Consider the following 24458-nt stretch of genomic DNA (forward strand, 5'->3'; position numbering starts at 1 on the left):
ATAAAAATATAAACCGGATAATCGCGGCTTATAGAGTCTACACTATTTACAAGTATAGCTTTACATACGATTTAATTTTATTACTTTTAAGAAAATATGTCAAGTTATTAATCAGGCGTTATCTTCCTTACAATGCTTTCTGAGCCCTTTAATTCTACTCGGTAGGCATTTGTTCCGATAGATGACAAATAATTATTATGAGTAACCATTATAATCTGCTTATTGAACATCTCCGAAGTTTTCTGCAAAAAATCCGCTACGTTGAATATATATTCTTCGCTCACATGTTTAGCAGGTTCGTCTAATATGAGGGGGCCGCATATTTGTGGTCTGTATATCTGCATAAAAGCAATTCTCAATGCTAAAGAAATAACGTCTACAACTCCTCCTCCTCTTGATAACTCCGGTTTTGTCTTTATGGTATGAGTACCATAACGGGAAATTACATAAAACTCAGCATTAGGTTTATTTCTTAATTCTACTATATCAATATTGAATTCCATGTCATTTTCAAAAACATACTGCAAACAATTAGTTACTAACGTTTCTATCTGCTTTTTAGATTGTTCCCTCGCAAATTCGGAAGTTTTCTGAAGCAATAAATTTACTTCTTCCAATAAATCGATCTTTGAATCGATTTCATTTATTTCCTTTTTCACTTTCTCCATCTGTTCCAGTATTTTTTCTTTCTTTCCGCTTTCCTTAGAATACAGTCTTTTTAAATTATCTATGTTTTTATTAAGGTCTTCTAAATTGGATATCATAATAAGTCACTCATTTCTTTTCCAATAAATCTTTTGGAAGAAGTTTATTGGCCTCATCGAATAAAGAATCTATCTCTAAGGTGAGTTTTTTAATTTCTTCATCTAAATTATTAGGATTAACTTTTAAGCTTTCAAGTTCCTTAATCAAATCTTCTTTTTGTTTATTTAACTGTTCCAGCCTTGCTTCCGCCTTATATCTCAAAGATTTTGCTTTCTCCAGATCATCCTTCAAAGTATTTAATTTTTTTTCATAATCCTGCATGCTTATACACTCCTCATAAATTATAAGTTAAAATACTATCCTAATGTATTTATATTTTAAACTTTCAATAATAAGACTTCAATTAACTATAATTTGATATTATCTTTTCAATTGTTTTTGAATCTATCTTACTTAAACAAAGGGGACAAATACCCAGTTTCAATAATAAGGATTTATATTCTTCGAGAAATAATGATATATTATCCTTTTCATCTTTGATAATCTTATTTGTATTATTTATATTGCTTAGAATATCAGTGTAACGCTTTTCTACATTAATAAAAGTATTAAATCCCTTTAATTTACCGCTTATATTCTGAACTAAAAGATCACCTTCAGAAATATTTTTAAATTTTTTTATATAATTATTTCCCTGTTCTATTCTCTTGTCCAAATCCATGAGATTTTTATATATGGTTGAAAGGTTGTTTAATCCGTGAATATTCTTTTCGATATCATCCGTCATATTACTAACAATATATATGGTCTTCAAATTTTCTATTATTAAATTACTATCAGATAAATTTTTATTAATATATCTGTATTTTTCATCTATTGATTTTAATAGCAATAACTTCTTTGTTTTATCATCGAGATTAATTAAAATATTACCCATTTCATCTATATTAGATGAATATTTCAATATATTTAAGTTTTCATTTATCTTCTCATCTATATTAATTAAATTGACCTTTTTACTGTTTACTATATTATATATTCTGATACAATTATTTAATCTGTCTGATTTTTCTTTTACTATATCAATATTTTCTAATCTGTTTATAATGCTCTTAACGTTTCCTATATTATTCGAACAATCTATGTAGTCCTTTCTGATACCAATCAATTTTTCTAATTTGGCTTGTTTCTCATTTATACTCCCTTGTATTATTTCAAATTTATCTAATATTCTTTTTAAATCGTCTAAATAATCATATTTTTTAAGATCATCGGACAGATTTTGATATTGTTCTTCGTTGTTTTTCTTTAAGCTATTTAAATTTGTCTTATCTTTCAATGTATCCTTTATCGCATCATCTACTATATGTACTCCTATTAACCGTCCTATGGCATTTGCCCTTGTATTCGTATTTTCCGATAAAAGAAATGGACCTTCCAATTGTTCGCTTATATTGATGGCATTAGATTGTTTTCCGGATAAGAAAATCTTTCTTATTTTAATCTTATCGACTATTTCTTTTGGAACTTCAAGACCAAATCCCTCGTATATAGTTTCTTTTCCAAATTCGTCATAATAATAATACAAATTTTTGCTTCTGCTCTTATATCTTTTAATAGCTGTATTGTCACTAAAATATATGATTATGCTACATTCCTTTTCTCCTTCTCTTATAAAAAAATCTCCTGAGGGTTCATTAAACAATGCCCATTGAATTCCTCTGATTATAGCACTCTTTCCTTGGTCAGAAGGACCTACTATCACATTTAAATGCTCATCAAACAGTATTTCAGTATGTTTATGAGATTGAAAATTTTCTAAAATCACCTTCTTGATATAGGTCATATCATATATCATCTCCTGAAAACTTAATCTGGGAAGAAGCAATTCGTCTTAGAGCCTCTTCTTTTACTTGGGGTTTAATTCCTTCTGTATGTGATATTTCCGAAAGTATTTTATTGATATCCAGTTTGTCAAAATTAACCGTTTCATCTATAGATTGTTTAAATTCATTCAACCTTTCGTTCTTGTACATATAGTTTTCTATTTCCTTTCTGTCAAGGATTAATTCTCCCTTTTGAGCTGTTTTTAATGGAACAAGTTTTATATCTATTTTCTTTGAAAGATCCATAATAACCACCTGAGGAATTCTTTCAATTTCTTTAACACTGTTTGTGATACGTATTAAGCTTCCCGGATTGATAAAATATTTTCCATCTATAATCTTAATTCCAAATCCCGAATGATAATGTCCGCATAAAGTAATATCCGCTTTAGTTTCCTTTATATCATCTATCAGAGTATAAGGGATCCCTTTTATAAATGGTCTGTCCAAAAGCATTCCATGAACTACATGAATGAGATATTTTATATTATCAGGCTTAGACTTTATAATGTATTTATCTCTGTTAATAGGATCGTCTAAATTATAAATATACGGCTGGCCTGTTAGTTGAACTTTTACACCATTCTTTTCAAGTATAATCTTTTCTCCGCTGTCGATAACATGAAGAATGTTAATCGCATTTAAAAGTCCAAGCATGGTTTTACCCAATGTTTCAGGATTATGGCCGTATATATCATGGTTGCCAGAGACTATATATATGGGAACTTTAATTTTATTCAATATTTCCGCAAACTTACTTACTATCGAAACCGAAACATCAGGCCTGTCGAAAAGATCTCCTCCGTGAATTACATAATCAATATTTTCTTCATTTATTATCCCGATTACCTCATTAAATTTTTTCTCCAAAGTCTCCACCAAATTATCCTTTCTATTTTGTGGAGTAGTTCCTCTTATGTGAGTATCTGTAAAATAAAGTATTTTCAACTTTTATATTTCCTCCTGCTTCAAGACCCCCTTATGAAAACAAGGAGGTCTCTAAAATACACTTTACTCTGCTTTTTCTTTATCCTTTTTCTCTTTACTTACTTTTTTCAATTCCAAAGGTTTCAATCCATTTTTTTCTCTGATTTTGTTCTCAATTTCGTCTGCAATATCTTTGTGTTCTTTAAAATAATCTTTAACATTTTCTCTTCCTTGTCCCAATCTATCTTCTCCATAGCTGTACCACGAACCGGACTTATTGATAATTTCAGATGTAACCCCCAAATCCACAATGTTTCCTTCCTTTGAAATTCCCTTGCCGTACATAATATCAAATTCAGCCTGTTTAAAAGGAGGAGCTACCTTATTTTTGACAACTTTGACCTTAACTCTGTTGCCAATAATGTCATCTCCCTGCTTAATAGAATCTATTTTCCTAACATCAAGCCTTACGGAAGCATAAAATTTAAGTGCCCTTCCTCCTGTTGTGGTTTCAGGATTTCCGTAGCTTATCCCAATCTTCTCACGAAGCTGATTTATGAATATGATTATGGCATTCGATCTGCTTATAGCACCGGCTAATTTTCTCAATGCCTGAGACATTAATCTTGCCTGCAATCCTACATGACTATCTCCCATCTCTCCTTCGATTTCAGCCTTTGGAACCAAAGCAGCTACCGAGTCCAATACGATTACATCTATAGCATTGCTCCTGACCAAAGCCTCAGCAATTTCCAAGGCCTGCTCGCCTGTATCCGGCTGTGAAACTATCAAATTATCTATATCCACTCCTAAATTTTTAGCATATACAGGATCCAATGCATGCTCTGCATCTATAAATGCTGCTATACCTCCCAGTTTTTGAGATTCCGCTATGGAATGTAGTGCAACGGTAGTCTTACCCGATGATTCAGGCCCAAATACTTCAATTATTCTTCCCTTAGGAAGTCCTCCAATCCCCAATGCGATGTCCAAACTTAAGGCTCCTGTAGGAATGGACTCGACATTCATTTTGCTGTTTTCTCCGAGCCTCATTATGGAACCCTTTCCAAATTGTTTTTCTATCTGAGTGATGGCTACTTCCAAAGCTTTTTCCTTACTGTTTTCGTTATTCTTATTCTTTGAATCTGCCATGATATGCCCAGTATTACTGGAGTCACCACCTTCCATATATTTTCGAACATTAGTTCGCTATAATAATATATTATAACATTTGATTGTATTAGTCAATTTTAATTATTTAATTTCAATAAACACTTTCTTCCCTCATCGAAAACCATTGTTGCCGTTCTGTTCTGAATACTTATTCTGTTCCCGGGAAAAGTAAATTTAACGGCATGGGAACCTTCCTTAGTTGCAACTCCTATATATACAAGACCTACGGGTTTTTCTTCACTTCCTCCGTCGGGACCTGCAATCCCCGTAGTAGATAAAGCTATATCCACATTTGATTTTTTCAACAGTCCCTCTGCCATTTCAATGGCAGTCTCTTCACTGACGGCTCCATACTTTCTTAAGGTGTCTTCCTTTACATTCAATTCTTCAACCTTAGCCCTGTTGCTGTAAGTAACTATTCCTCTGTCAAATACTTGGGAAACACCGGGGATCTTCGTAAATCTGCCGGATACCAATCCTCCTGTACATGATTCACAGAAGGCAATTTTAAATCCCCTATCCTTCAAAATTTTATATAAAGCTTCCTCTATTGTTTCATCATCATAAGAATATATATATTTGCCGATTCTTTTCTCTACCTTTTCTACCATATCATTTATTAAATCATCGGAATTCTCCTTATTCTCTTCCTTAGCCGTAATTTTAACATCTACCTGCCCTTCTTTTACATATGTTGCAATAGTAGGATTAGTTTGAGAATCAATAAAATCTTTTATCATCAACTCAAGAGTTGATTCACTAATGCCGATAGTCTTTAATGTTTTGGATTTTATAATATAGTTCTCCTTAATCAATGGGGATAAATACTTATTAAACATTGTCTTCATCTCATTGGGAGGCCCGGGAAGAATGGCTATCTTTTTGTCGTTCCAATTTACTAAAACTCCTGGAGCCGTTCCTATATCATTTTTCAGCACTATGGAATTTTCAGGTATGTAAGCCTGTTTAATGTTGTTCTCACTCATTTCTCTATGGAGTTTATTAAAATATCTCTTAATTTCATTTAATACTTCTTCATTTAAATTTAATTTTAGATTTAACGTTTCGCATACTACTTCCTTTGTCAAATCATCCTGGGTTGGTCCCAGACCTCCCGTCAATATAATAAGTTGAGAACGCTTCAATGCTAAATTGAGTGCATCTTTCAATCTACCTCGATTATCTCCCACAACGGTATGGAAATATACCTCTTCTCCCAATTCGGCCAATCTTTGCGATAAGAATTTAGCGTTTGTATTTAAAGTACTTCCCAGAAGCAATTCAGTTCCTACATTAATAATTTCAGCTTTCATATAAACATCTCCTGTATCATTTTTTTTCGGATTTCAATACTTTTCTATTAACATAAATATAGTTTACCCCAGAAATTATCGTAAATACAACGGATATATAAAGCATTATCTTATCAAAGGGAAAATTAATCAAACTAAAAGGGTAATTATTTAAAAGCAAAGCTATTATAGCAATTAGCTGAGTTACGGTTTTCATCTTTCCCCACTTATCTGCAGCTATTGTTACTCCTTCAGATACTGCAACTGTTCTAAAGCCTGTTATAGCCAATTCTCTTGAAATGATAATAATCACAATCCACGAAGGAACCTTCCCCAGTTCTACTAACGATATAAATGCTGCTGAAACCAATATTTTATCAGCTAATGGATCCATGAATTTTCCAAATGTAGTTATCAAATTTCTGCTTCTTGCTATATGACCGTCTAAAGTATCTGTAAGTGATGCTAAAATAAAAATAGATACAGCAATATATTGACCATATTTTAAATTTGAAAATAAGAAAAAAACAAAAAACGGCACCAAACATATTCTAAAAATAGTCAATTTGTTAGGTAAATTCATGATAAACCTCTCCTATCAAATCATATTCTAAGGAATCTGTAATTCTAACATTATAAAAATCCCCGATTTGTAATTCCTCATTACTCTCGATATACAATACACCATCAATTTCAGGGCTATCCATATAAGTCCTTCCTGCATACAAATCCTCTTCCAATTGTTCTTCCACCATGGCTGGATATATATGATTCAACTTTTCTTTATTTTTTTGTGCTGATATATTTTGCTGAACTTTCATTATCATATCTCTTCTTAAATTTTTAATTCTTTCCGGTATTTGATCATCAAAATTATAAGCAGCAGTCCCTTCTTCTCTTGAATAGGTAAAAACCCCTAGTCTGTCAAATTTAACGGATTTTACATACTCAACAAGTTCATTGAAATATTCTTCTTTTTCTCCCGGAAATCCCACTATGAGAGTAGTCCTTATAATTATATCCGGTATATTTTTTCTTAAACTGTAAATCAAATTTGTTATATTCTCTTTTGAAATATTTCTGTTCATTTTTTTTAGTATATAATCATTTATGTGTTGTATAGGTATATCCACATATTTGACTACTTTTTCACATTGAGAAATAGCGGATATCAATTCTTTCGTAAAATTGTCGGGATACATATATAATATTCTTATCCATCGGATACCTTTAATCTTATTTAATTCATTCAATAATTGTGGAAGTTTATACTCTCCATAGATATCTATCCCATAATCTGTTGTATTTTGAGCAATCAAAATTAATTCCTTCGTACCGTTTTTAGATAGATTTCTGGCTTCTTCAATAATATTCTCCATCCTTCTGCTTCTATATCTACCTCTGAGCTTCGGTATTATACAGTAAGAGCAAAAATTATCGCATCCTTCTGAAATTTTCAAATAAGACGTATAACCGTCAGTAATCCTTTGGATATACTCCGCATAATCACTATCTATATTTTTAACATTACAAATCCTATTTCCCTTCATTTTTAATTCTTTTATTATCTTTGAAATGTCTTTTATATTACCAGTTCCTATTATTCCATCCACTTCAGATATCTCTTCCATAAGTTCCTTGGAATACCTCTCAGCAAGGCACCCAGCCAATATTAAATATTTACATTTCCCCATGGTCTTATATTCGGTCATTTCCCATATTGCTTTAATTGACTCTTCCTTTGCCGTCTTTATAAAACCACAGGTATTAACAATAATTATATCAGCCTTATCATATTCCTTAGTTAAAATATACCCTTCTTTTTGCAAAATACTTTTCATCAATTCCGAATCAATTTCATTCTTTGAACAACCCATAGTTACTATTGATATATAGTCCAATTTTTTCTTCCTTTCCGCTAAGAATTAATACTGTCCCTATCCATTAGAACCTTTCTTGGCTTACTTCCTTCAGATTTTCCTACAATTCCTCTTCTCTCCATTTCATCTATTAATCTTCCTGCTCTTGAATATCCTATTTTCAATTTTCTTTGAAGAAAAGATATAGATGCCTGTCCTTCATTTATTACTAAATCTATAGCATCAGGAAGTAAATCATCATCAATACCGGGGGTTTCTTCATGAGGATTGTCTATTTCTTCCGCTATGCTCTCGTCATATTCTATTTCATTCTCTTCTTTCAAGAATTGTACCACTTTTTCAACTTCTTCCTCGTTTATAAAAGCTCCTTGAATTCTCACAGGTTTTGAATATCCTGAAGGGAAAAACAGCATATCTCCTTTCCCCAGTAATTTTTCTCCGCCTCCCATATCCAATATAGTTCTTGAATCAATACTACTGGTAACGGCAAAGGATATTCTTGAAGGAATATTTGCTTTTATGGTTCCAGTTATTACATCTACAGAAGGTCTTTGAGTTGCTATAATCAAATACATACCTGCTGCCCTTGCCATTTGGGCCAATCTGCATATGTAATCTTCAATCTCTTGAGCCGCCACCATCATCAAGTCTGCCAATTCATCAATTATAATCACTATCTGACATAATTTATTTTCTGGTTCTTCCTTTTCTACTTTTGCATTATAACTGTAAATATCCCTGACATTGTTTTTAGCAAAGATCTTATACCTTCGGGTCATTTCTTCGACAGCCCAATTTAAAGCAAATTTAGCTTTTTTAGCATCCGTTACAACAGGAGTAAGTAAATGAGGAATTTTATTGTATATACTTAATTCCACCACTTTGGGATCAATTAACAATAATTTTACCTCATCGGGAGTTGCTTTGTACAATATGCTCATAATAATAGTATTTATACATACGCTTTTCCCGGAACCTGTAGCCCCTGCTATAAGAAGATGAGGCATCTTTTCAATATTGGCAACTATAGGCTTTCCTGATATATCCTTTCCCAAAGCAAAAGGAATCTTTGAAGAAATGTTATTATACTCTTCCGACTGTAATATTTCCTTTAAGTACACATTGCTTTTTTTCCTGTTGGGGACTTCTATTCCCACTGCCGCCTTTCCCGGTATGGGAGCTTCTATTCTAATATCGGAACTCGCCAAATTCAAGGCAATATCATCGGATAAATTAACTATTTTGCTTACCTTTACTCCAGGAGAAGGTTGAAGCTCATATAGGGTAATTGTAGGTCCCTTGCTTATTTGAGTTACATGAGCATCAATTCCGAAGCTTCTCATGGTTTCTTCAATCTTTCTTGCATTTCCGAATATTTCTTTTTTGTCACTATAATCCGTATTAAGATCCGAACTTTTTAAAAATTCCATGGGAGGAAATTTATAAGAAGTTTTATTTTTTTGATGGCTGTTAAAAATTTTCAGATTATCTGCAGCCTTATCTTTGTTTTCATATTTTATATTTTCCATATTATTTTTTTTATCTTCTTTTTCTTCCTCATTTTGGGTATAATCCAATATCTTTATTCCTTCTTTTTTTTCATCTTCCTCCATTGTTTTTGGTCCAACGGAATTATATGTAGGTCTCTTATTTCTATGACTAAAAAATTTTGCTGTTTTAATCTTAGATATTTTAATTTCGGATATAAGCATAATATTTATGACTATAACAAAAGACAATATTATATAAGAACCTATAGAACCAAAGAGCTTAAAAAATATATAACCCAAAAAAGCTCCCAATACGCCTCCGCCTAAACCTGATTCTCCATACCGAAAAGCTAATTGAATTCTTTTCACAAATGCCATATTGCCCATTTTGCTTATATCAATAATTGTCAATACACATAAAAATATTACTATACTATAAAAAGCCTTTCTATCCTCATCTATATCCAATTTATTTGCCATAAAAAATATCCCTATAGCTATAAGTATTAACGGAAATATAAAACCTCCAAAACCCATTAACTGAAGATAAATATTCTTTAAAAACTCTCCCACAATTCCTGTTTTATCACTAAATAAACTGAAAATCGATAATATTCCCAGAAGTATTAGTACAATACCTATAATTTCTTTATCTAATTCTATTTTTCCTTTTTTTTTCTTCTTCAACGGGACCACCTCAAAAATAAATTCTATAAATAATATGAAAATCCTTCTTTTAGTAAAATAAGTTGAAAATTAATGTTTGTCTATGTAATTATAACACAAATTATAAAGTTGTACTATTAATTAAGTCCTTCTTTTATTAAAGTTCTTAATTTGGAAAGAGCTTTGTCAAATCCCCCTACTTCATTTATAATCCCGTAATCTACTGCCTCTTGACCAACTAAAATAGTTCCTATGTCATTGGCGATTTCGTCAGTAGCATACATAAGTTTCTTCAGCTCCCCCTTTTTAATACTTGATGTTCTCACTATAAAATCTATTATTCTTTGCTGCATCTTCTCAAAATATCTAAATGTTTGAGGCACACCTATTACCAATCCTGAAGTTCTTATAGGATGTATAGTCATTGTAGCAGTAGGAACTATAAACGAATAATCTGTGGCTGTAGCCAAAGGGACTCCGATACTGTGTCCTCCTCCGAGTACCAATGAAACTTTTGGTTTATTTATGCTGTTAATCATTTCCGCCAGCGCAAGTCCTGCCTCCACATCTCCCCCTACAGTATTAAGTATTACAAACAGACCTTTTATATCCGGATTCTCCATAACTGAAATCAGTAAAGGAATTATATGTTCATATTTCGTTGTTTTCTTTTGAGGGGGACATATTGTGTGACCTTCTATTTCACCTATAATTATAAGAAATTGAATATCATTAGGAATTTTGCTTGAATTGGGGATGCCTAACTCTTCGATATTTTCATTGTTTTTATCATCGTTCATTATAATGATACCTCCATATTGTGCATAATAACAATATATAGTTTCTACTATTGAGATAATAATATTCTAACATTATATTCTAATATTTTTTAAACAATCAGGTATTAAATTCCCATGTGATTGAAATAAAGGAGATGCTGCAAATTAAATTTGCAGCATCTCCTTTATTCATTTTTATTTATACATTTCAAATTCTTCATGGAGTATTTTTAAGGCAGCTTCAGCATCCTTTTCATATATCAAGCACCATATTGTATTGTGAGAATCTGAAGATTGTAATATCTTAATATTGTTTTTCCAGAGAGCATTAACTATTTTTGCCATGACTCCCGGAACTCCATGCATTTTATATCCCACCGCACTGAGCTTACAGCAATTTTTTATTATATCATATTTATAATTTCCTTCCTTTAGTATGTTTGTCATAACAGGAAGATCCTTATCTTCTACTGTAAATATTTTTTCATCTATAAAAAAATTAATTAAATCTATATTTATTTTGTTTATAGTAATATCATTCATTAACCTTTCCGTTTCATTTTTTTCATCATCTGTTTTTACTTTTATTTGATTACGCCCTTTTTTGAATGTTATACCCGTAAGTATTTTGTCATTAAACTGTTTTTTTCTATTATTATAAAAATTCGTATCTGCTTTTTCAATAATCGTCCCTTCGCTATCGGTGAAGGTATTTTTTATTACCAATGAAATATTCGATTGCTGAGCAATTTCTACTGCTTTAGGATGGATGACCTTTGCCCCGTTTTCTGCCAATTGATATACCTCTGAATAGCACATGGTCTTAATTACTTTTGCATTTTCTACTATATTAGGATCTGCGGTCATAACACCGTCTACATCAGTAAATATTTCAACCTGATTGCAGTGCAAAGCTTTCCCTAACACTACTGCGGTTATATCGCTTCCTCCTCTTCCGAGAGTCGTTATTTCTCCATTGGAATTGACCCCTTGAAATCCTGCTACTATTACTATATTTCCATCCTTCAAACTATTAATAATATTTGATGGGTCCACATCCAACACTTCAGCATTGCCAAAATTATCATTTGTTTTGATTCCTGCAAGTCTTCCCGTAAGTACTTTCGCTTTATATCCCTTTTCTCTTATCATACTGGAAAGAGTAACTCCTGAGATAATCTCTCCGCAAGATAAAAGTAAATCTATCTCTCTTGGATTAAGAGCTTCTTTATTTATTAGATCTAATAAGGAGTCAGTAGAATAAGGACTTCCTTTTCTTCCCATGGCCGAAACTACGACTACAACATGATATCCTTCTTTAACCTTATCAATTATTTTTTTCAATACAATTCGTCTGCTCTCAGAAGAAGAAACAGAAGTTCCTCCAAATTTTTGAACAATTATTTTCATAAGTATACATCACCTCAAGTTAATTTTCGTTAGTTTATAGTATGGTTTTATAATAATTATGGTGATAATTTTTATAAGTCCATTTCAATTATTATCATATCATTTCCTATCTTTCTTATAGAGTTCCATGGGATCTCCATTTCAGATCTTTCCGAAAAAAATTTAAGCTGAAATTTTCTTTCCGGCACTAAAAGGGATATAATCTGACCGCTTTTTTCATTTATAAAGAAGTCTACGTCGGCCAATATTCCTAATCTCGCTCCATCGTTTAAATTAACTATTTCTTTGGAGCCAATTTCACTTAATCTCATAAAATCCCTCCTTAATTGAATTGGTTATCTATTTAAATATATGTTTTCTTTTTTGATTTATGTTATCATTTATGATGACATTTTTTATGATATTATTTTCCCGTATGACCAAAGCCTCCTGTCCCCCTATAAGTTTCATCTATCTCGTCCACTTCTTCAAATAAAATTTTCTCATATTTAATAAGAACTAATTGGGCTATTCTGTCTCCTCTTTTAATAGTATAATTTTCTTTTCCCAAATTAATTAAAAGCACTTTTATTTCTCCCCTGTAGTCGCTGTCAACAGTACCTATGCCGTTTGTTAAGGTAATCCCATGATTTAATGCCAAACCGCTTCTTGCCCTTATTTGTCCTTCATAGCCTTCAGGAATTTCTACGTATATACCTGTAGGTATCAATTTTCTCTCTAAAGGTTTTATTACTATTTCACCTTCTATATTAGCATATAGATCAACTCCCGATGAATTTTGAGTTTTATATTCGGGAATCGGAAGAGTACTTTTATTTACTATTTTTACTTTCATCAAATTCACCTCATATAAATAAAATATTTTTTAACTCGGACTCTATTTTTTCTTTTTTTGAAATTTCTCCTACATATGCTATGTCATATTTTCTAAAGTCAAAAATATTCTCCGACACTCTTTTAATATCCTCCAATGTTACTTTATCTATTTTTTTAATAACATCTTCGGAAGTTATCACTTTTTCAAAAAGTAATTGAGATTTTCCTAATTCCATCATTCTGCTTAAAGTACTTTCTAAACCTAATATGTAACTTCCCTTCAACTGTTCTTTTAACTTTAAAAGATCATCTGAGGATATTAAATTGTCTTTGATATTTTTTATTTCTTTTTTTATTATCTTCGCAAATTCCAATATATTATTTGAATTTAAACCTGCATATATTGAAAATATTCCTGTATTTCTATGGAAAAAAGGAGTCGAATAAACGGTATAAGCAAGTCCTTCCTCTTCTCTGATTTTTTGAAACAGTATAGAACTGCTGCTTCCTCCCAAGGCAGTGTTTAATATTAACAAAGGGTATGTATCATCACTCTCCCTTGACACTCCTTCCATTCCGATACAAAAATTTAATTGCTCTGTTTTCTTTACCATTCCTTTTATATCATTGAAGTTTAAAGGCTCTTGAATTAAATGAGCTTGTCCTTTTTTCTCATTAGTCATTCCGCCAAATTTTTCTTCAAGTATTTTTATTATTTCTTTTGATTTTATATTTCCTGCCACAGATATTACCATATTTTCGGGATTATAATACTTGTGATAATAATCAACTATATCCTCTCTGCTTAAAGAATTTAAGCTGTCTTCCGTTCCCAATACAGATAAAGACAAAGGTGTGTCTTTATATATGGTTTCATACAACAAATCATAGACTGCATCTTCCGGAGAATCAAGATACATATTTATTTCTTCCGATATGACCTTTTTTTCTCTTTCCATATCTTCTTCCAAAAATTTAGAATTAATCATCATATCCGATAATACGTCAATTGCTATGGATATATGACAGCTCAATACCTTGGAATAAAAACATGTATACTCTTTATCAGTAAAAGCATTTAATTGTCCTCCTATGTTATCAATAGTTTCCGATATTTCTTTTGCGGACCTTTTATCTGTTCCTTTAAAAAGCATATGCTCAATAAAATGGGATACTCCGTTTATTTCTTTTTTCTCATTTACTGATCCATTATTAATCAATATTCCTATAGATGCAGATTGCATGTAAGGCATTTCTTCCATGACAACTGTTATTCCGTCATTCAATTTGTATTTTAAATACATCAATTCATTCCTCCATTGACAATTACAATAAAAAAAGGATTTAAAAATATTATATTTTAGTTTTTTACTAATTTCAATACAAATTTATTCCAAAACATCACTGATATTTCCTATACTAAATCCCTTATCTTTAAGAGAATCAATTATTTTGGGCAACGCCTTTACCGTTCTTTCCGTAGGATGCATAAGTACGATAGAAGAATTTTCAGGCTTTTTAAGTACCCTTTCAATTATTTTTTCTTCCGAACTGTCTTCCCTCCAATCTATAGTATCAATACTCCACATAATTATATCATAATTTAATTCATTGCAGGCTTTAATAGTATTATCATTATATGACCCGGAAGGAGGGGCAAAATACATGGAAGACTCTCCTAAAATTTCATTGATAATCTCCTGACATTTTTGTATTTCTTGCTTATTTAATTCATAACTAAGTTCTCCGTAATCTCTGTGCATATATCCGTGATTTCCTATTTCATGGCCTTCATAATACATTTTTTTCAGTAAATCCGGATTTTTTTCCGCCCATTTTCCCGTGACAAAAAATGTTATCTTTATATTATTTTCCTTAAAGATGTTTAACATATCCGGTATATATTCACCTCCCCAATCCACATTACAGGTAAATGCAATAATATTCTCCTGAGTTTTTCCTTTATAATAAATATCCCTGTTGAATGTTTCTTTTACCTTATAAAAATTATAAAGTAAAAGAAAAGAAATTAAAACAATTACAGCAATGAGAAAAATATAAATAATTCTCTTCTTAATAATAAATACTTTCACGTTCAACACCTCCATATATTAATATATTTATATTCCGAAGGTTGAACAAATATATATTAAAAAAATAAAAAAACATGAACCACTTCTCGGTTCATGCCATTTTATTTTTTATCGTTCGATTTTTCGCTTTCTTTATCTTCCGGAGGAAGAGCCGCTTTTCTCGATAAATTAATTCTCCCTTGACTGTCTATTTCCATGACTTTTACAAGTATTTCATCACCAACGGACAGTACATCTTCTACCTTGTTTATCCTTTCTCTTGCTATATTCGATATATGAACCAATCCTTCCTTCCCGTTAAGTATCTCTACAAAAGCTCCGAAATTTACTATTCTTGTAACCTTCCCCAGATATATTTCTCCAACTTCTACATCCTTTATTATTTTTTCAATTAAATTAACTGCTTTCTTCCCATTTTCTATATTTTCAGCAGCAATTACAACTTTCCCGCTTTCGTCTATATCTATTTTTACTCCTGTTTCATCAATTATCTTATTTATCACCTTTCCCCCCGGACCAATAATATCCCTTATCTTATCCGGATTTACATTCATAGAAAATATTCTGGGAGCATAAGGAGATAATTCTTTCCTCGGAGAACTTATTGCTTCTCTCATCTTATTGAGTATAAATAATCTTCCTATTCTTGCTCTCTCCAGTGCCTCTTTAAGAATATTCCTGCCTATTCCTGCTATCTTTATATCCATTTGAATAGCCGTAATTCCTTTCTCGGTTCCTGCTACTTTAAAATCCATATCCCCAAGAAAATCTTCCATTCCTTGGATATCCGTCAATATAACTACTTTATCTTCTGACTTCATCAACCCCATTGCTACTCCTGCTACAGGAGCTTTAATGGGAACCCCGGCATCCAATAGTGATAATGTGCTTCCACACACACTTGCCTGAGATGTAGAACCATTGGAACTTAATACTTCGGAAACAAGTCTGATGGTATAAGGAAAATTCTCTTCTGAAGGTATTACCGGCTCTAATGCCCTTTCCGCCAATGCGCCGTGGCCTATTTCTCTCCTTCCGGGCCCTCTCATCACTCTTGTCTCTCCTGTACTATAAGGAGGAAAATTATAGTGATGCATATATCGTTTTGATTCTTCTTTTCCGAGACCGTCGATTATCTGAACATCCTCAGAAGCTCCAAGGGTTGTTATAGTAAGAACCTGAGTTTGGCCTCTCGTAAATAATCCTGAACCATGAGTTCTCGGAAGCATTCCTACTTCACATGTAATAGGCCTTATTTCATCAACTTTTCTGTTGTCCGGTCTGATACCATCGTTTAAAATCATGCTCCTTACTTCTTCTTTTATAATATCATACAAGGAACCGTCTATATCCTCTTCATTTTCAGGATATTTTTCTAAAAAATATTCCATCACTTCTTCTTTACATTTATCGATATTTTCATCTCTTCCTTGCTTATCTACTGTGTGAATTGCTTCTCTAAGTTTGTCTGTTGCATATTCCTTTACTTCCCTTTCAATTAACTCATCAGGCTTGAATACTTCATATTCTTGCTTTTCCTTTCCAACTTCTTTTTGAATTGATTCAATGAAATTACAGATTTCTTTGATATATTCATGAGCAAAAAGAATTCCTTCCAGCATCAAATTTTCGGGCACCTCATTGGCTCCCGCTTCTACCATCATAACTGCATCTTTGGTACCTGATACAATTAAACTGAGATCTGACTTTTCTCTTTCAGCACTTGTAGGATTCAATATAAATTTTCCGTCAATTAATCCTACAGCTACTGAACCAGTAGGTCCTTGAAAAGGTATATCTGAAATGCTTAACGCTACGGAAGACCCTATCATAGCAACAATATCAGGACTGCAATCCTGATCAACACTTAACACCGTAGCAATCACCTGAACATCATTTCTATATCCCTTAGGAAAAAGTGGTCTTATAGGTCTATCGATAAGCCTCGAAGTAAGTATTGCCTTTTCACTCGGTTTACCTTCTCTTTTGATAAATCCTCCGGGTATTTTCCCTACTGAATACAACTTTTCTTCATAGTCTACACTTAATGGGAAAAAATCTACACCTTCCCTTGGTTCTTTTGAAGAACATGCCGTCACCAGCAAAACCGTATCACCGTAGCGAATCAAGCATGATCCGTTAGCTTGCTCTGCAACTTTACCAATGTTCACTGTTAGTTTCCTTTTATCAAGCTCATATTCAAAAGTTCTTTCCATATTCTACCTCCTTTATTATATATTTAATAATATTATAACCCTTATATAATTATATAAGTCAAATTTTAATAATAAACTAATAGAGCGGGAGAACTCCCGCTCCAATTTAGCCTCTTATGCCCAACTTTGCAATAAGACTACGATATCTTTCAATATCTGTCTTTTGAAGATAATTAAGTAATCCCCTTCTCTGTCCAACCATTTTCAACAATCCTCTTCTTGAGTGATGGTCTTTCTTGTGCAATTTCAAATGCTCATTTAAAGAATTAATTCTATTTGTAAGAATTGCAATTTGAACTTCCGGTGATCCGGTATCCAAATCATGTAATTTATACTCATCAATAATTTGTTTTTTCTCTTCCTTACTCATCGACATCTAAATCCACCTCCTCTTATACATAAATTTCGCCTTTAACTAAGTAAAACGTCGAGGATACGATTTACATAGTCAAAGGTATTTTAAGATCAAGATAATTTTAACATATACTTATATAAAAGTAAATACGGTTAATCGCTTTTGATCATATTTACATCCTTATGCATTTGAATAATCAGTTCTTCTTTAGTAGAGAATTTTTTTTCTTCCCTTAAATATCTCAAAAAATTCACGGTAATTTCCTTTCCGTATATATTCTCATTAAAATTTAATATATATGTTTCAATTGTAATATTGTTATTATTAAAAGTGGGATTGTTGCCGATATTAGTTAGGCTTTTATATTCCTTGTCTCCTACAATCGTCGATGTCTCATAAACTCCGCTCTTAGGAACAACAAAGTTAATTTTTCTCTCTATGTTGGCTGTAGGAAATCCTAAAGCACTGCCTCTTCTCTTACCATAAATAACTTTTCCTACCATAGAAAATGACCTTCCTAAAAAGGAATTTGCTTTTGAAATATTTCCTTCTCTTATTAAATCCTTTATAAGGGTACTGCTTACAATCAGCCCATCTTTATAAACGGGAGGAAGTATTTTTACATCAAAATTATATTTATTTCCCAATTTAGCTAAGAGATCTCCTTTCCCTTGAGCCTTATATCCAAAACTATAATTAAATCCTACAGCTACAAGTTTTATTCTTAGCTTATCCACTAATATATTTTTAACAAAATCCTCCGGAGAAAGATGCATCATATCTTTATCAAAATTCATCATATATATAGTATCAATTCCCATATCTTCTAATAATATAAATTTTTGTTCATTGGAAGTAAGCATTTCTGAATTCTTATTATATACAACTGACTTGGTATAATTTTTAAAAATAAGAACGGAATTTTTCAATTCCCTTTTTTTCCCTTCGCCTATCATATCCTTTATCAAAATACTATGTCCTATATGTAATCCGTCAAAGTTTCCCAAGGCAATTGCATAATCAAATTCCTTATTAGCATTGTTCTTTAGATCAATAATATTCATATAATCACCTTTTACATAAAACTTTTTTCATTTTTAGCATATTAACATTGTTATGGCTCTTTATATTTCCAATTCCCAAGAACTTATCTTGACAATATACTCTATTCAATCCTTCCTTTAAATCCCCCCATAAGTCTATAGTTAAACCGTTCATCAGCTTAAAACAATCTTCATCATTTACATTAACAAAATTCCAATCCTGTAGGGCCTCATCCATTGGAATAAGAAAATCCTCAAATTTATTATTCTTAACCTTTTTTTCTAATTCTTCTATGCTCATTCCGTCTTCAATAACAAAATTTCCTACTTTTGTTCTAAGCAAGTATGACATATATCCATAAGTTCCTAATTTAGTTCCTATATCATTGCATAAAGTTCTGATGTAAGTCCCCCTTGAACACAAAACTTTAAATAATACTTTGTTTTCATGGATTTCAATAATATTCATATCATATACAGTTACATTTCTTGGGCTTCTTTCAACATTTATGCCTTCTCTCGCCAGTTCATATAATTTTTTCCCATTATGCTTAATTGCAGAATACATGGGAGGAACCTGTTCAATTTCACCTTTAAAGCCTTCAAAAGCCATTTTGATTTCTTCTTCTTCTACAATTTTATCTGAATATTTAATTACGTTTCCGTCTCCATCCTGAGTATCCGTTTCATACCCTAAAGTCAATTCCCCGATATATTCCTTTTTTGAATTAAGAATATATTCACTTAAACGCGTGGCATTTCCTACACATACGGGCAATACTCCGCCGGCATTAGGATCTAAAGTACCTGTATGCCCTACTTTTTTGATATTTAAAATTTTCTTTATCATCCTTATCACGTCGTAAGAAGTAATGCCCTTAGGTTTAAATACGTTTATAATCCCATCCATCTATTTTTCCTCTATGCTTTTATATATTTCATTTAAAATCATACTTTTTGATCTTTCTAAAGAATCATATATTGTACATCCCGCTGCTCTCTTATGGCCGCCTCCGTTAAACAAAAGACATATTTTCGATACGTCTGCATATTCTTTAGATCTCATACTCACTTTAATTTCATCTTCCTTTATTTCTTTCATAATTACCGCTACTTCTACTCCTTCGGTATCTCTTAAAAAAGAAACTATTCCCTCCGAATCTTCCATTTTGGCATTGGATTTTTTCAGCATTTCCTGAGTAATAGATACAATACCGATCTTTCCTTCTTGGAAAAATTCCAATTTATTCAATGCTGCAATAAATAATTTGGTTTTTTCAAGACTTCTACTCTGGTATAAATTAACGACCACCTTATTCATGTTCATTCCTGTATTCAAAAGTTCCGCAGCTATTAAATGAGTTTTTGATGAAGTACTATCGTACATAAAACTGCCTGTATCTGAGCTGATAGCAGTATAAATGCAAGTAGCTATATCCTCATCAATATCAATTTTCATTCTTTTCAAAAGCAAATACACTAATTCTCCTGTAGAACTAACCTTTGAATCAATAATATTTATATTTCCGAATTTTGTATTGGTCTTATGATGATCTATATTTATAATATTATTTGCACAAAGAGCAAAATCTTTGGCTACTCCAAGCCTTTCCATATCTCCTGAATCCAACGCGATAAACAAATCAACATTTTTATCAAAAGGTTGATCAGTTATGGAATCTACGGAGGGTAGAAATTTAAAATCCCCAGGTATATTATCCACTTTTATTATATTTACATTTTTGCCTATTTTTTTCAGCGATAATTTCATAGATAATAAAGAACCTATGTTATCTCCATCCGGGTCTACGTGAGAAGCCATATATATGTTATTAGAATTCTTTATAATCTCTATTGCCTCATCCATAAGGGAATTCAATTCATCATTCATTTTTATTTCCTTTCTTAAAATTATCTTCCTTAGTAACCGTATCTATTAAATGAGACATATATAATCCTCTTTCAATAGATTCGTCTAAATAAAATATGGGTTCCGGAACATATCTAAGATCTATCTGTTCTCCTATTTCCTTTCTGATAAATCCCTTAGCATTTCTTAATCCCTCAATAGTATTTTCTTTTTCTTCCTTGTTTCCATAAACACTGATGTATATTTTAGCATATCTTAAATCCCTCGTCACTTCCACATGAGTTATACTTGTCATCTTATTTATTCTGGGATCCTTCAAATGATTTATCAACAAATCTGAAACCACTCTTTTTACCTCTTCGGAAATTCTATTAACTCTTTTATCCTTCATAATAGGATGCACCCCTTATTCTTTACGTATTTCTTTTAAGATATATGATTCAACTATATCTCCCTCTTTAATATCATTAAAATTCTCCAATCCAAGACCACCTTCATAGCCGAATGAAATTTCCTTTACATCATCTTTAAATCTCTTAAGAGATGATACATCTCCTTCAAATATTACTACGTCATTTCTTATAAGTCGTACTTTGCAATTTCTCGTGATCTTTCCTTGAAGAACATAAATACCTGCAATATTTCCTACCCCTGATACTTTAAATACAGCTCTTATTTCTGATCTTCCAATTACTTCCTCTTTTATAGTGGGTTCCAACATACCATTTATAGCGGATTTAATATCTTCAATAGCATCATATATAACCCTGTAAGTTCTCAAATCCACTTTTTCTCTCTTGGCCAAATCAATTGCCGAAAGAGTGGGCCTTACATTAAATCCTATTAAAATGGCATTGGAAGCCGATGCAAGCATAACATCACTATCTGTAATTCCTCCAACTCCGTCATGAATTACATTAAGCCTTACCTCATCAACACTTAATTTTGTTAAAGACTGTTTAACCGCTTCTATAGATCCCTTCACATCAGCCTTTATTACTACATTTAATTCTTTTACTTCGCCCATTTGGATCTTCTCAAAAAGATCATCCAACGAAACCTTCTGGTTAGCATTAAGCTGTATTTCTCTAAATTTATCCTTTTTCTTTTCTGAATACAATCTTGCTTTCTTTTCATCATCTACTACATATAAATGTTCTCCTGCCTCAGGTACCTCAGATAACCCCAATATAACTACGGGAATAGATGGAGTAGCTTTTTTCACCCTTTTACCTACATCGTCAAACATAGCGCGAACTCTCCCATAAGCAGAACCAGCCACTACTACATCTCCTACTTTCAAAGTACCCTTCTGAACTAATACGGTAGCTAAAGGTCCCTTTCCCTTATCCAGTTCTCCCTCAATTATGGCTCCAACGGCTTTTCTGTCGGGATTTGCTTTAAGTTCCTGCATTTCAGCTACAAGAAGTATCATCTCCAAAAGATCGTTTATTCCTTTCTTCTTCAAAGCCGAAACAGGGACACATATTGTATCTCCTCCCCAATCTTCGGGAACCAATCCTTGTTCTACTAATTCCTGCTTAATTCTTTCTATGTTTGCGGAAGGCTTATCAATCTTATTTATTGCTACAATAATAGGAATACCCGCCGCCTTGGCATGATTTATTGCTTCAATCGTCTGAGGCATAATCCCATCATCCGCCGCTACTACTAAAACAGCAATATCAGTAATCTGAGCACCTCTTGCTCTCATGGCCGTAAAAGCTTCATGTCCGGGAGTATCCAAAAATACAATCTTCTTTTTATTAATAGTAACTGTGGAAGCTCCTATATGTTGGGTAATTCCTCCTGCCTCCTGTTTTGTCACATGAGTTTTTCTTATAACATCCAGTAAAGAAGTCTTGCCATGATCTACATGACCCATTACCGTAACGACCGGTGGTCTCCACTGAAGATCTTCGGGAGAATCTTCAAAATCCAATCTTTCTTCGTCCATTTTTTCTTCTGATTCTTTCATACTCTCTACATTAAATCCAAATTCCTTTCCTACGATTACAGCCGAGTTAATATCAATAGGTTGGTTTAAGTTAGCCATTACTCCCAATCCTATTAGTTTAGTAATTACTTGGCTAGGAGAAACTTCCATTTTCTCTGCAAAATCCTTTATTATTATATTATCATAAATTTGTATGGTTTTTTCTTCTTTAGCTTCTTTAACTTCTTTAACTTCCTTCTCTTCAGCTTCCTCTTTTTTTACTTTTTTTGATTCTTTTATTTCTTTTTCCTTATTTTTAATTTTATCATTTTTATGAACTTCAGGAGAATCTTCAAAAATTTTATCTTTAACTTTGTTGTCACTTTCCTCTTCTATAATTTCCTTGATTAACTCTGCCTCTTCCTCGTCTATTGTACTCATGTGACTATTTGCGGGAATTTTTAACTCTAAGATCTTATCCATAAGATCTTTAGTTGGTATATTGAGTTCTTTTGCCAATTCATAAATTCTAATCTTTGTCATATATACACCCCCAATGTAAATTTACAAGTGATTTTCACTCTTCTTCCTTATTGGTCTGGGCTAAGTTAAAAAGTTCTTGAAATATTTCTTCCGGCACTTCTTTTTCCAAAGATTTTGAAAGCTTTTTACTTTTACCTGCCAATTCAATACATTCCGTTTTTCTGCAGACATATGCTCCTCTTCCATTAACTTTTCCTGTCATATCGATTTCAATTTCATCATTTGTATTCCTAACTACTCTTATAAGCTCTTTTTTCGGCTTACTTTCACCACAACTTACGCACCTTCTCAGGGGAATTTTTCTTTTTTTCAAGTTAACTACCCTCCTATTCTTTTTTCCTTTCCTCATACTGTTTCTCACTCTTTATGTCTATCTTCCAATTAGTCAATTTAGCCGCAAGTCTCGCATTTTGTCCTTCCTTCCCTATAGCTAAAGAAAGCTGATAGTCGGGCACTATTACTAATGCAGATTTTTCTTTTTCATTTACTTCCACTTTCAAAACTTTTGAAGGGCTTAAACTGTTTGAAATAAATTCTCCAACATTTTTACTCCATATAATTATATCTATTTTTTCTCCGTTTAACTCATTTACTATAGCTTTTACCCTGCTTCCCTTAAAACCTACGCAAGCTCCCACAGGATCCACATCGGGATCCTTAGAAAAAACAGCTATCTTAGTCCTTGATCCTGCTTCACGGGAAATTCCATAAATATCAACTATTCCATCATGTATTTCCGGAACTTCCAGTTCAAACAATCTCCTTACAAGACCCGGATGAGATCTGGAAAGTATTATTTGAGGGCCTTTAGTGGTTTTTTTAACCTCAAGGATATATAACTTTAATCGATCTCCCTGATTATAAGTCTCTCCCTCTATCTGCTCCGAAGGTGGAAGAACCCCTTCCGTCTTTCCAAGATCAACGTATATAATATTTTTACTTATCCTTTGAATCAGCCCCGTTACTATTTCATTCTCCCTGCCGGCAAATTCATTAAATACTACTTCTCTTTCCGCTTCTTTAATTTTTTGCATTACTACCTGTTTTGCTGTTTGTGCGGCTATTCTGCCAAAATTTTTCGGCGTAACTTCTATCATAATAATATCGCCGATTTGATACTTATCATCAATTCTTTTGGCTTCATCCAAACTTATATCTAAAAAAGAATCCTCAACTACTTCTTTAACTGTCTTTTTAGCAAAAACTTTGACAGTTCCCATCTCTCTGTCTATATTAACTTCAACATTCTGAGATGAACCAAAATTCTTTTTGTATCCTGAAACGAGAGCTGCTTCAAGCGCATCAAATATTACATCCTTTGAAATGCCTTTTTCCTTTTCAATTTCTTCAAGTGCCTCTATGAATTCGGCATTCATTT

General features: G+C 32.3%; 24 protein-coding genes. All 24 read right to left on the reverse strand.

Features of this window, described 5'->3' with window-relative positions:
• Window positions 1–107: 107 nt before the first annotated feature.
• The 24 genes from PP176A_RS01665 to nusA all read right to left on the reverse strand — a co-directional run bounded on the left by PP176A_RS01665 (window position 108) and on the right by nusA (window position 24456).
• Complete coding sequence (locus tag PP176A_RS01665; protein WP_071138705.1) at window positions 108–764, reverse strand: ATPase; 657 nt, start codon at window positions 762–764, stop codon at window positions 108–110.
• Between the two features lie 10 nt (window positions 765–774).
• Window positions 775–1026: a hypothetical protein gene (locus PP176A_RS01670; RefSeq protein WP_071138706.1), complete on the reverse strand. Its 252-nt coding sequence runs from the start codon at window positions 1024–1026 to the stop codon at window positions 775–777.
• Window positions 1027–1108: 82 nt separating this feature from the next.
• Window positions 1109–2551 (reverse strand): AAA family ATPase, encoded by a 1443-nt coding sequence (locus tag PP176A_RS01675; RefSeq protein WP_071138707.1) that lies wholly within the window; start codon window positions 2549–2551, stop codon window positions 1109–1111.
• A 1-nt stretch (window position 2552) separates the two neighbouring features.
• On the reverse strand, window positions 2553–3539 hold the full coding sequence (locus PP176A_RS01680) for a metallophosphoesterase family protein (protein ID WP_071138708.1): 987 nt from the start codon (window positions 3537–3539) through the stop codon (window positions 2553–2555).
• Between the two features lie 63 nt (window positions 3540–3602).
• Window positions 3603–4670: a recombinase RecA gene (recA, locus tag PP176A_RS01685; RefSeq protein ID WP_071138709.1), complete on the reverse strand. Its 1068-nt coding sequence runs from the start codon at window positions 4668–4670 to the stop codon at window positions 3603–3605.
• Between the two features lie 98 nt (window positions 4671–4768).
• Window positions 4769–6004: a competence/damage-inducible protein A gene (locus tag PP176A_RS01690; RefSeq protein ID WP_071138710.1), complete on the reverse strand. Its 1236-nt coding sequence runs from the start codon at window positions 6002–6004 to the stop codon at window positions 4769–4771.
• Window positions 6005–6020: 16 nt separating this feature from the next.
• Window positions 6021–6566: a CDP-diacylglycerol--glycerol-3-phosphate 3-phosphatidyltransferase gene (pgsA, locus tag PP176A_RS01695; protein ID WP_071138711.1), complete on the reverse strand. Its 546-nt coding sequence runs from the start codon at window positions 6564–6566 to the stop codon at window positions 6021–6023.
• Window positions 6553–7884 carry a 30S ribosomal protein S12 methylthiotransferase RimO gene (rimO, locus tag PP176A_RS01700; protein ID WP_071138712.1) on the reverse strand — a complete coding sequence of 444 codons (1332 nt, stop codon included), beginning with the start codon at window positions 7882–7884 and terminating at the stop codon, window positions 6553–6555. Before rimO ends, pgsA begins: the two co-directional genes overlap by 14 nt.
• 17 nt (window positions 7885–7901) lie before the next feature.
• Window positions 7902–10040, reverse strand: coding sequence for an FtsK/SpoIIIE family DNA translocase (locus PP176A_RS01705; protein ID WP_071138713.1), 2139 nt, complete (start codon window positions 10038–10040; stop codon window positions 7902–7904).
• Window positions 10041–10156: 116 nt separating this feature from the next.
• Window positions 10157–10819: a ClpP family protease gene (locus tag PP176A_RS01710; RefSeq protein WP_071138714.1), complete on the reverse strand. Its 663-nt coding sequence runs from the start codon at window positions 10817–10819 to the stop codon at window positions 10157–10159.
• A gap of 174 nt (window positions 10820–10993) precedes the next feature.
• On the reverse strand, window positions 10994–12208 hold the full coding sequence (gene dapG / locus PP176A_RS01715; RefSeq protein WP_071138715.1) for an aspartate kinase: 1215 nt from the start codon (window positions 12206–12208) through the stop codon (window positions 10994–10996).
• 71 nt (window positions 12209–12279) lie between these two features.
• Window positions 12280–12519 carry a YlmC/YmxH family sporulation protein gene (locus PP176A_RS01720; RefSeq protein ID WP_071138716.1) on the reverse strand — a complete coding sequence of 80 codons (240 nt, stop codon included), beginning with the start codon at window positions 12517–12519 and terminating at the stop codon, window positions 12280–12282.
• A gap of 92 nt (window positions 12520–12611) precedes the next feature.
• A complete protein-coding gene (gene dut / locus PP176A_RS01725) occupies window positions 12612–13043 on the reverse strand; it encodes a dUTP diphosphatase (RefSeq protein WP_071138717.1) in 432 nt (143 codons plus the stop codon).
• A 10-nt stretch (window positions 13044–13053) separates the two neighbouring features.
• Window positions 13054–14328, reverse strand: a complete 1275-nt coding sequence (locus tag PP176A_RS01730; RefSeq protein WP_071138718.1) for a M16 family metallopeptidase — start codon at window positions 14326–14328, stop codon at window positions 13054–13056.
• Between the two features lie 84 nt (window positions 14329–14412).
• Window positions 14413–15117 carry a polysaccharide deacetylase family protein gene (locus tag PP176A_RS01735; RefSeq protein ID WP_071138719.1) on the reverse strand — a complete coding sequence of 235 codons (705 nt, stop codon included), beginning with the start codon at window positions 15115–15117 and terminating at the stop codon, window positions 14413–14415.
• Between the two features lie 101 nt (window positions 15118–15218).
• Window positions 15219–17333: a polyribonucleotide nucleotidyltransferase gene (locus PP176A_RS01740; RefSeq protein WP_071138720.1), complete on the reverse strand. Its 2115-nt coding sequence runs from the start codon at window positions 17331–17333 to the stop codon at window positions 15219–15221.
• Window positions 17334–17439: 106 nt separating this feature from the next.
• Window positions 17440–17709 carry a 30S ribosomal protein S15 gene (gene rpsO / locus PP176A_RS01745; protein ID WP_071138721.1) on the reverse strand — a complete coding sequence of 90 codons (270 nt, stop codon included), beginning with the start codon at window positions 17707–17709 and terminating at the stop codon, window positions 17440–17442.
• A gap of 131 nt (window positions 17710–17840) precedes the next feature.
• Entirely contained in the window at window positions 17841–18752 is a 912-nt protein-coding gene (locus PP176A_RS01750; protein ID WP_071138722.1) for a bifunctional riboflavin kinase/FAD synthetase, read from the reverse strand.
• 4 nt (window positions 18753–18756) lie between these two features.
• A complete protein-coding gene (gene truB / locus PP176A_RS01755) occupies window positions 18757–19641 on the reverse strand; it encodes a tRNA pseudouridine(55) synthase TruB (RefSeq protein ID WP_071138723.1) in 885 nt (294 codons plus the stop codon).
• A complete protein-coding gene (locus PP176A_RS01760) occupies window positions 19642–20622 on the reverse strand; it encodes a DHH family phosphoesterase (protein ID WP_071138724.1) in 981 nt (326 codons plus the stop codon).
• Window positions 20615–20992, reverse strand: a complete 378-nt coding sequence (gene rbfA / locus PP176A_RS01765) for a 30S ribosome-binding factor RbfA (RefSeq protein WP_071138725.1) — start codon at window positions 20990–20992, stop codon at window positions 20615–20617. The genes PP176A_RS01760 and rbfA overlap by 8 nt, the downstream gene beginning before the upstream one ends.
• Window positions 20993–21007: 15 nt before the next feature.
• On the reverse strand, window positions 21008–23080 hold the full coding sequence (gene infB / locus PP176A_RS01770) for a translation initiation factor IF-2 (protein WP_071138726.1): 2073 nt from the start codon (window positions 23078–23080) through the stop codon (window positions 21008–21010).
• A gap of 34 nt (window positions 23081–23114) precedes the next feature.
• On the reverse strand, window positions 23115–23393 hold the full coding sequence (rnpM, locus tag PP176A_RS01775) for an RNase P modulator RnpM (protein ID WP_071138727.1): 279 nt from the start codon (window positions 23391–23393) through the stop codon (window positions 23115–23117).
• A 13-nt stretch (window positions 23394–23406) separates the two neighbouring features.
• Complete coding sequence (gene nusA, locus PP176A_RS01780; protein ID WP_071138728.1) at window positions 23407–24456, reverse strand: transcription termination factor NusA; 1050 nt, start codon at window positions 24454–24456, stop codon at window positions 23407–23409.
• Between the last annotated feature and the right edge of the window lie 2 nt (window positions 24457–24458).

It is taken from the genome of Sporanaerobacter sp. PP17-6a (assembly GCF_900095615.1).
GTDB lineage: Bacteria > Bacillota > Clostridia > Tissierellales > Acidilutibacteraceae > Acidilutibacter > Acidilutibacter cellobiosedens.

Excerpts from the sequence above, each read along its gene's own strand:
- PP176A_RS01710 (WP_071138714.1), bottom strand. The coding sequence starts at position 10,819 with ATGAACGATGATAAAAACAATGAAAATATCGAAGAGTTAGGCATCCCC.
- PP176A_RS01675 (WP_071138707.1), bottom strand. The coding sequence starts at position 2,551 with ATGACCTATATCAAGAAGGTGATTTTAGAAAATTTTCAATCTCATAAA.
- PP176A_RS01670 (WP_071138706.1), bottom strand. The coding sequence starts at position 1,026 with ATGCAGGATTATGAAAAAAAATTAAATACTTTGAAGGATGATCTGGAG.
- PP176A_RS01665 (WP_071138705.1), bottom strand. The coding sequence starts at position 764 with ATGATATCCAATTTAGAAGACCTTAATAAAAACATAGATAATTTAAAA.
- nusA (WP_071138728.1), bottom strand. The coding sequence starts at position 24,456 with ATGAATGCCGAATTCATAGAGGCACTTGAAGAAATTGAAAAGGAAAAA.
- rbfA (WP_071138725.1), bottom strand. The coding sequence starts at position 20,992 with ATGAAGGATAAAAGAGTTAATAGAATTTCCGAAGAGGTAAAAAGAGTG.
- PP176A_RS01750 (WP_071138722.1), bottom strand. The coding sequence starts at position 18,752 with ATGAATATTATTGATCTAAAGAACAATGCTAATAAGGAATTTGATTAT.
- recA (WP_071138709.1), bottom strand. The coding sequence starts at position 4,670 with ATGGCAGATTCAAAGAATAAGAATAACGAAAACAGTAAGGAAAAAGCT.
- rpsO (WP_071138721.1), bottom strand. The coding sequence starts at position 17,709 with ATGTCGATGAGTAAGGAAGAGAAAAAACAAATTATTGATGAGTATAAA.
- PP176A_RS01720 (WP_071138716.1), bottom strand. The coding sequence starts at position 12,519 with ATGAGATTAAGTGAAATTGGCTCCAAAGAAATAGTTAATTTAAACGAT.
- PP176A_RS01760 (WP_071138724.1), bottom strand. The coding sequence starts at position 20,622 with ATGAATGATGAATTGAATTCCCTTATGGATGAGGCAATAGAGATTATA.
- PP176A_RS01740 (WP_071138720.1), bottom strand. The coding sequence starts at position 17,333 with ATGGAAAGAACTTTTGAATATGAGCTTGATAAAAGGAAACTAACAGTG.
- infB (WP_071138726.1), bottom strand. The coding sequence starts at position 23,080 with ATGACAAAGATTAGAATTTATGAATTGGCAAAAGAACTCAATATACCA.
- dut (WP_071138717.1), bottom strand. The coding sequence starts at position 13,043 with ATGAAAGTAAAAATAGTAAATAAAAGTACTCTTCCGATTCCCGAATAT.
- dapG (WP_071138715.1), bottom strand. The coding sequence starts at position 12,208 with ATGAAAATAATTGTTCAAAAATTTGGAGGAACTTCTGTTTCTTCTTCT.
- truB (WP_071138723.1), bottom strand. The coding sequence starts at position 19,641 with ATGGATGGGATTATAAACGTATTTAAACCTAAGGGCATTACTTCTTAC.
- pgsA (WP_071138711.1), bottom strand. The coding sequence starts at position 6,566 with ATGAATTTACCTAACAAATTGACTATTTTTAGAATATGTTTGGTGCCG.
- PP176A_RS01730 (WP_071138718.1), bottom strand. The coding sequence starts at position 14,328 with ATGTATTTAAAATACAAATTGAATGACGGAATAACAGTTGTCATGGAA.
- PP176A_RS01690 (WP_071138710.1), bottom strand. The coding sequence starts at position 6,004 with ATGAAAGCTGAAATTATTAATGTAGGAACTGAATTGCTTCTGGGAAGT.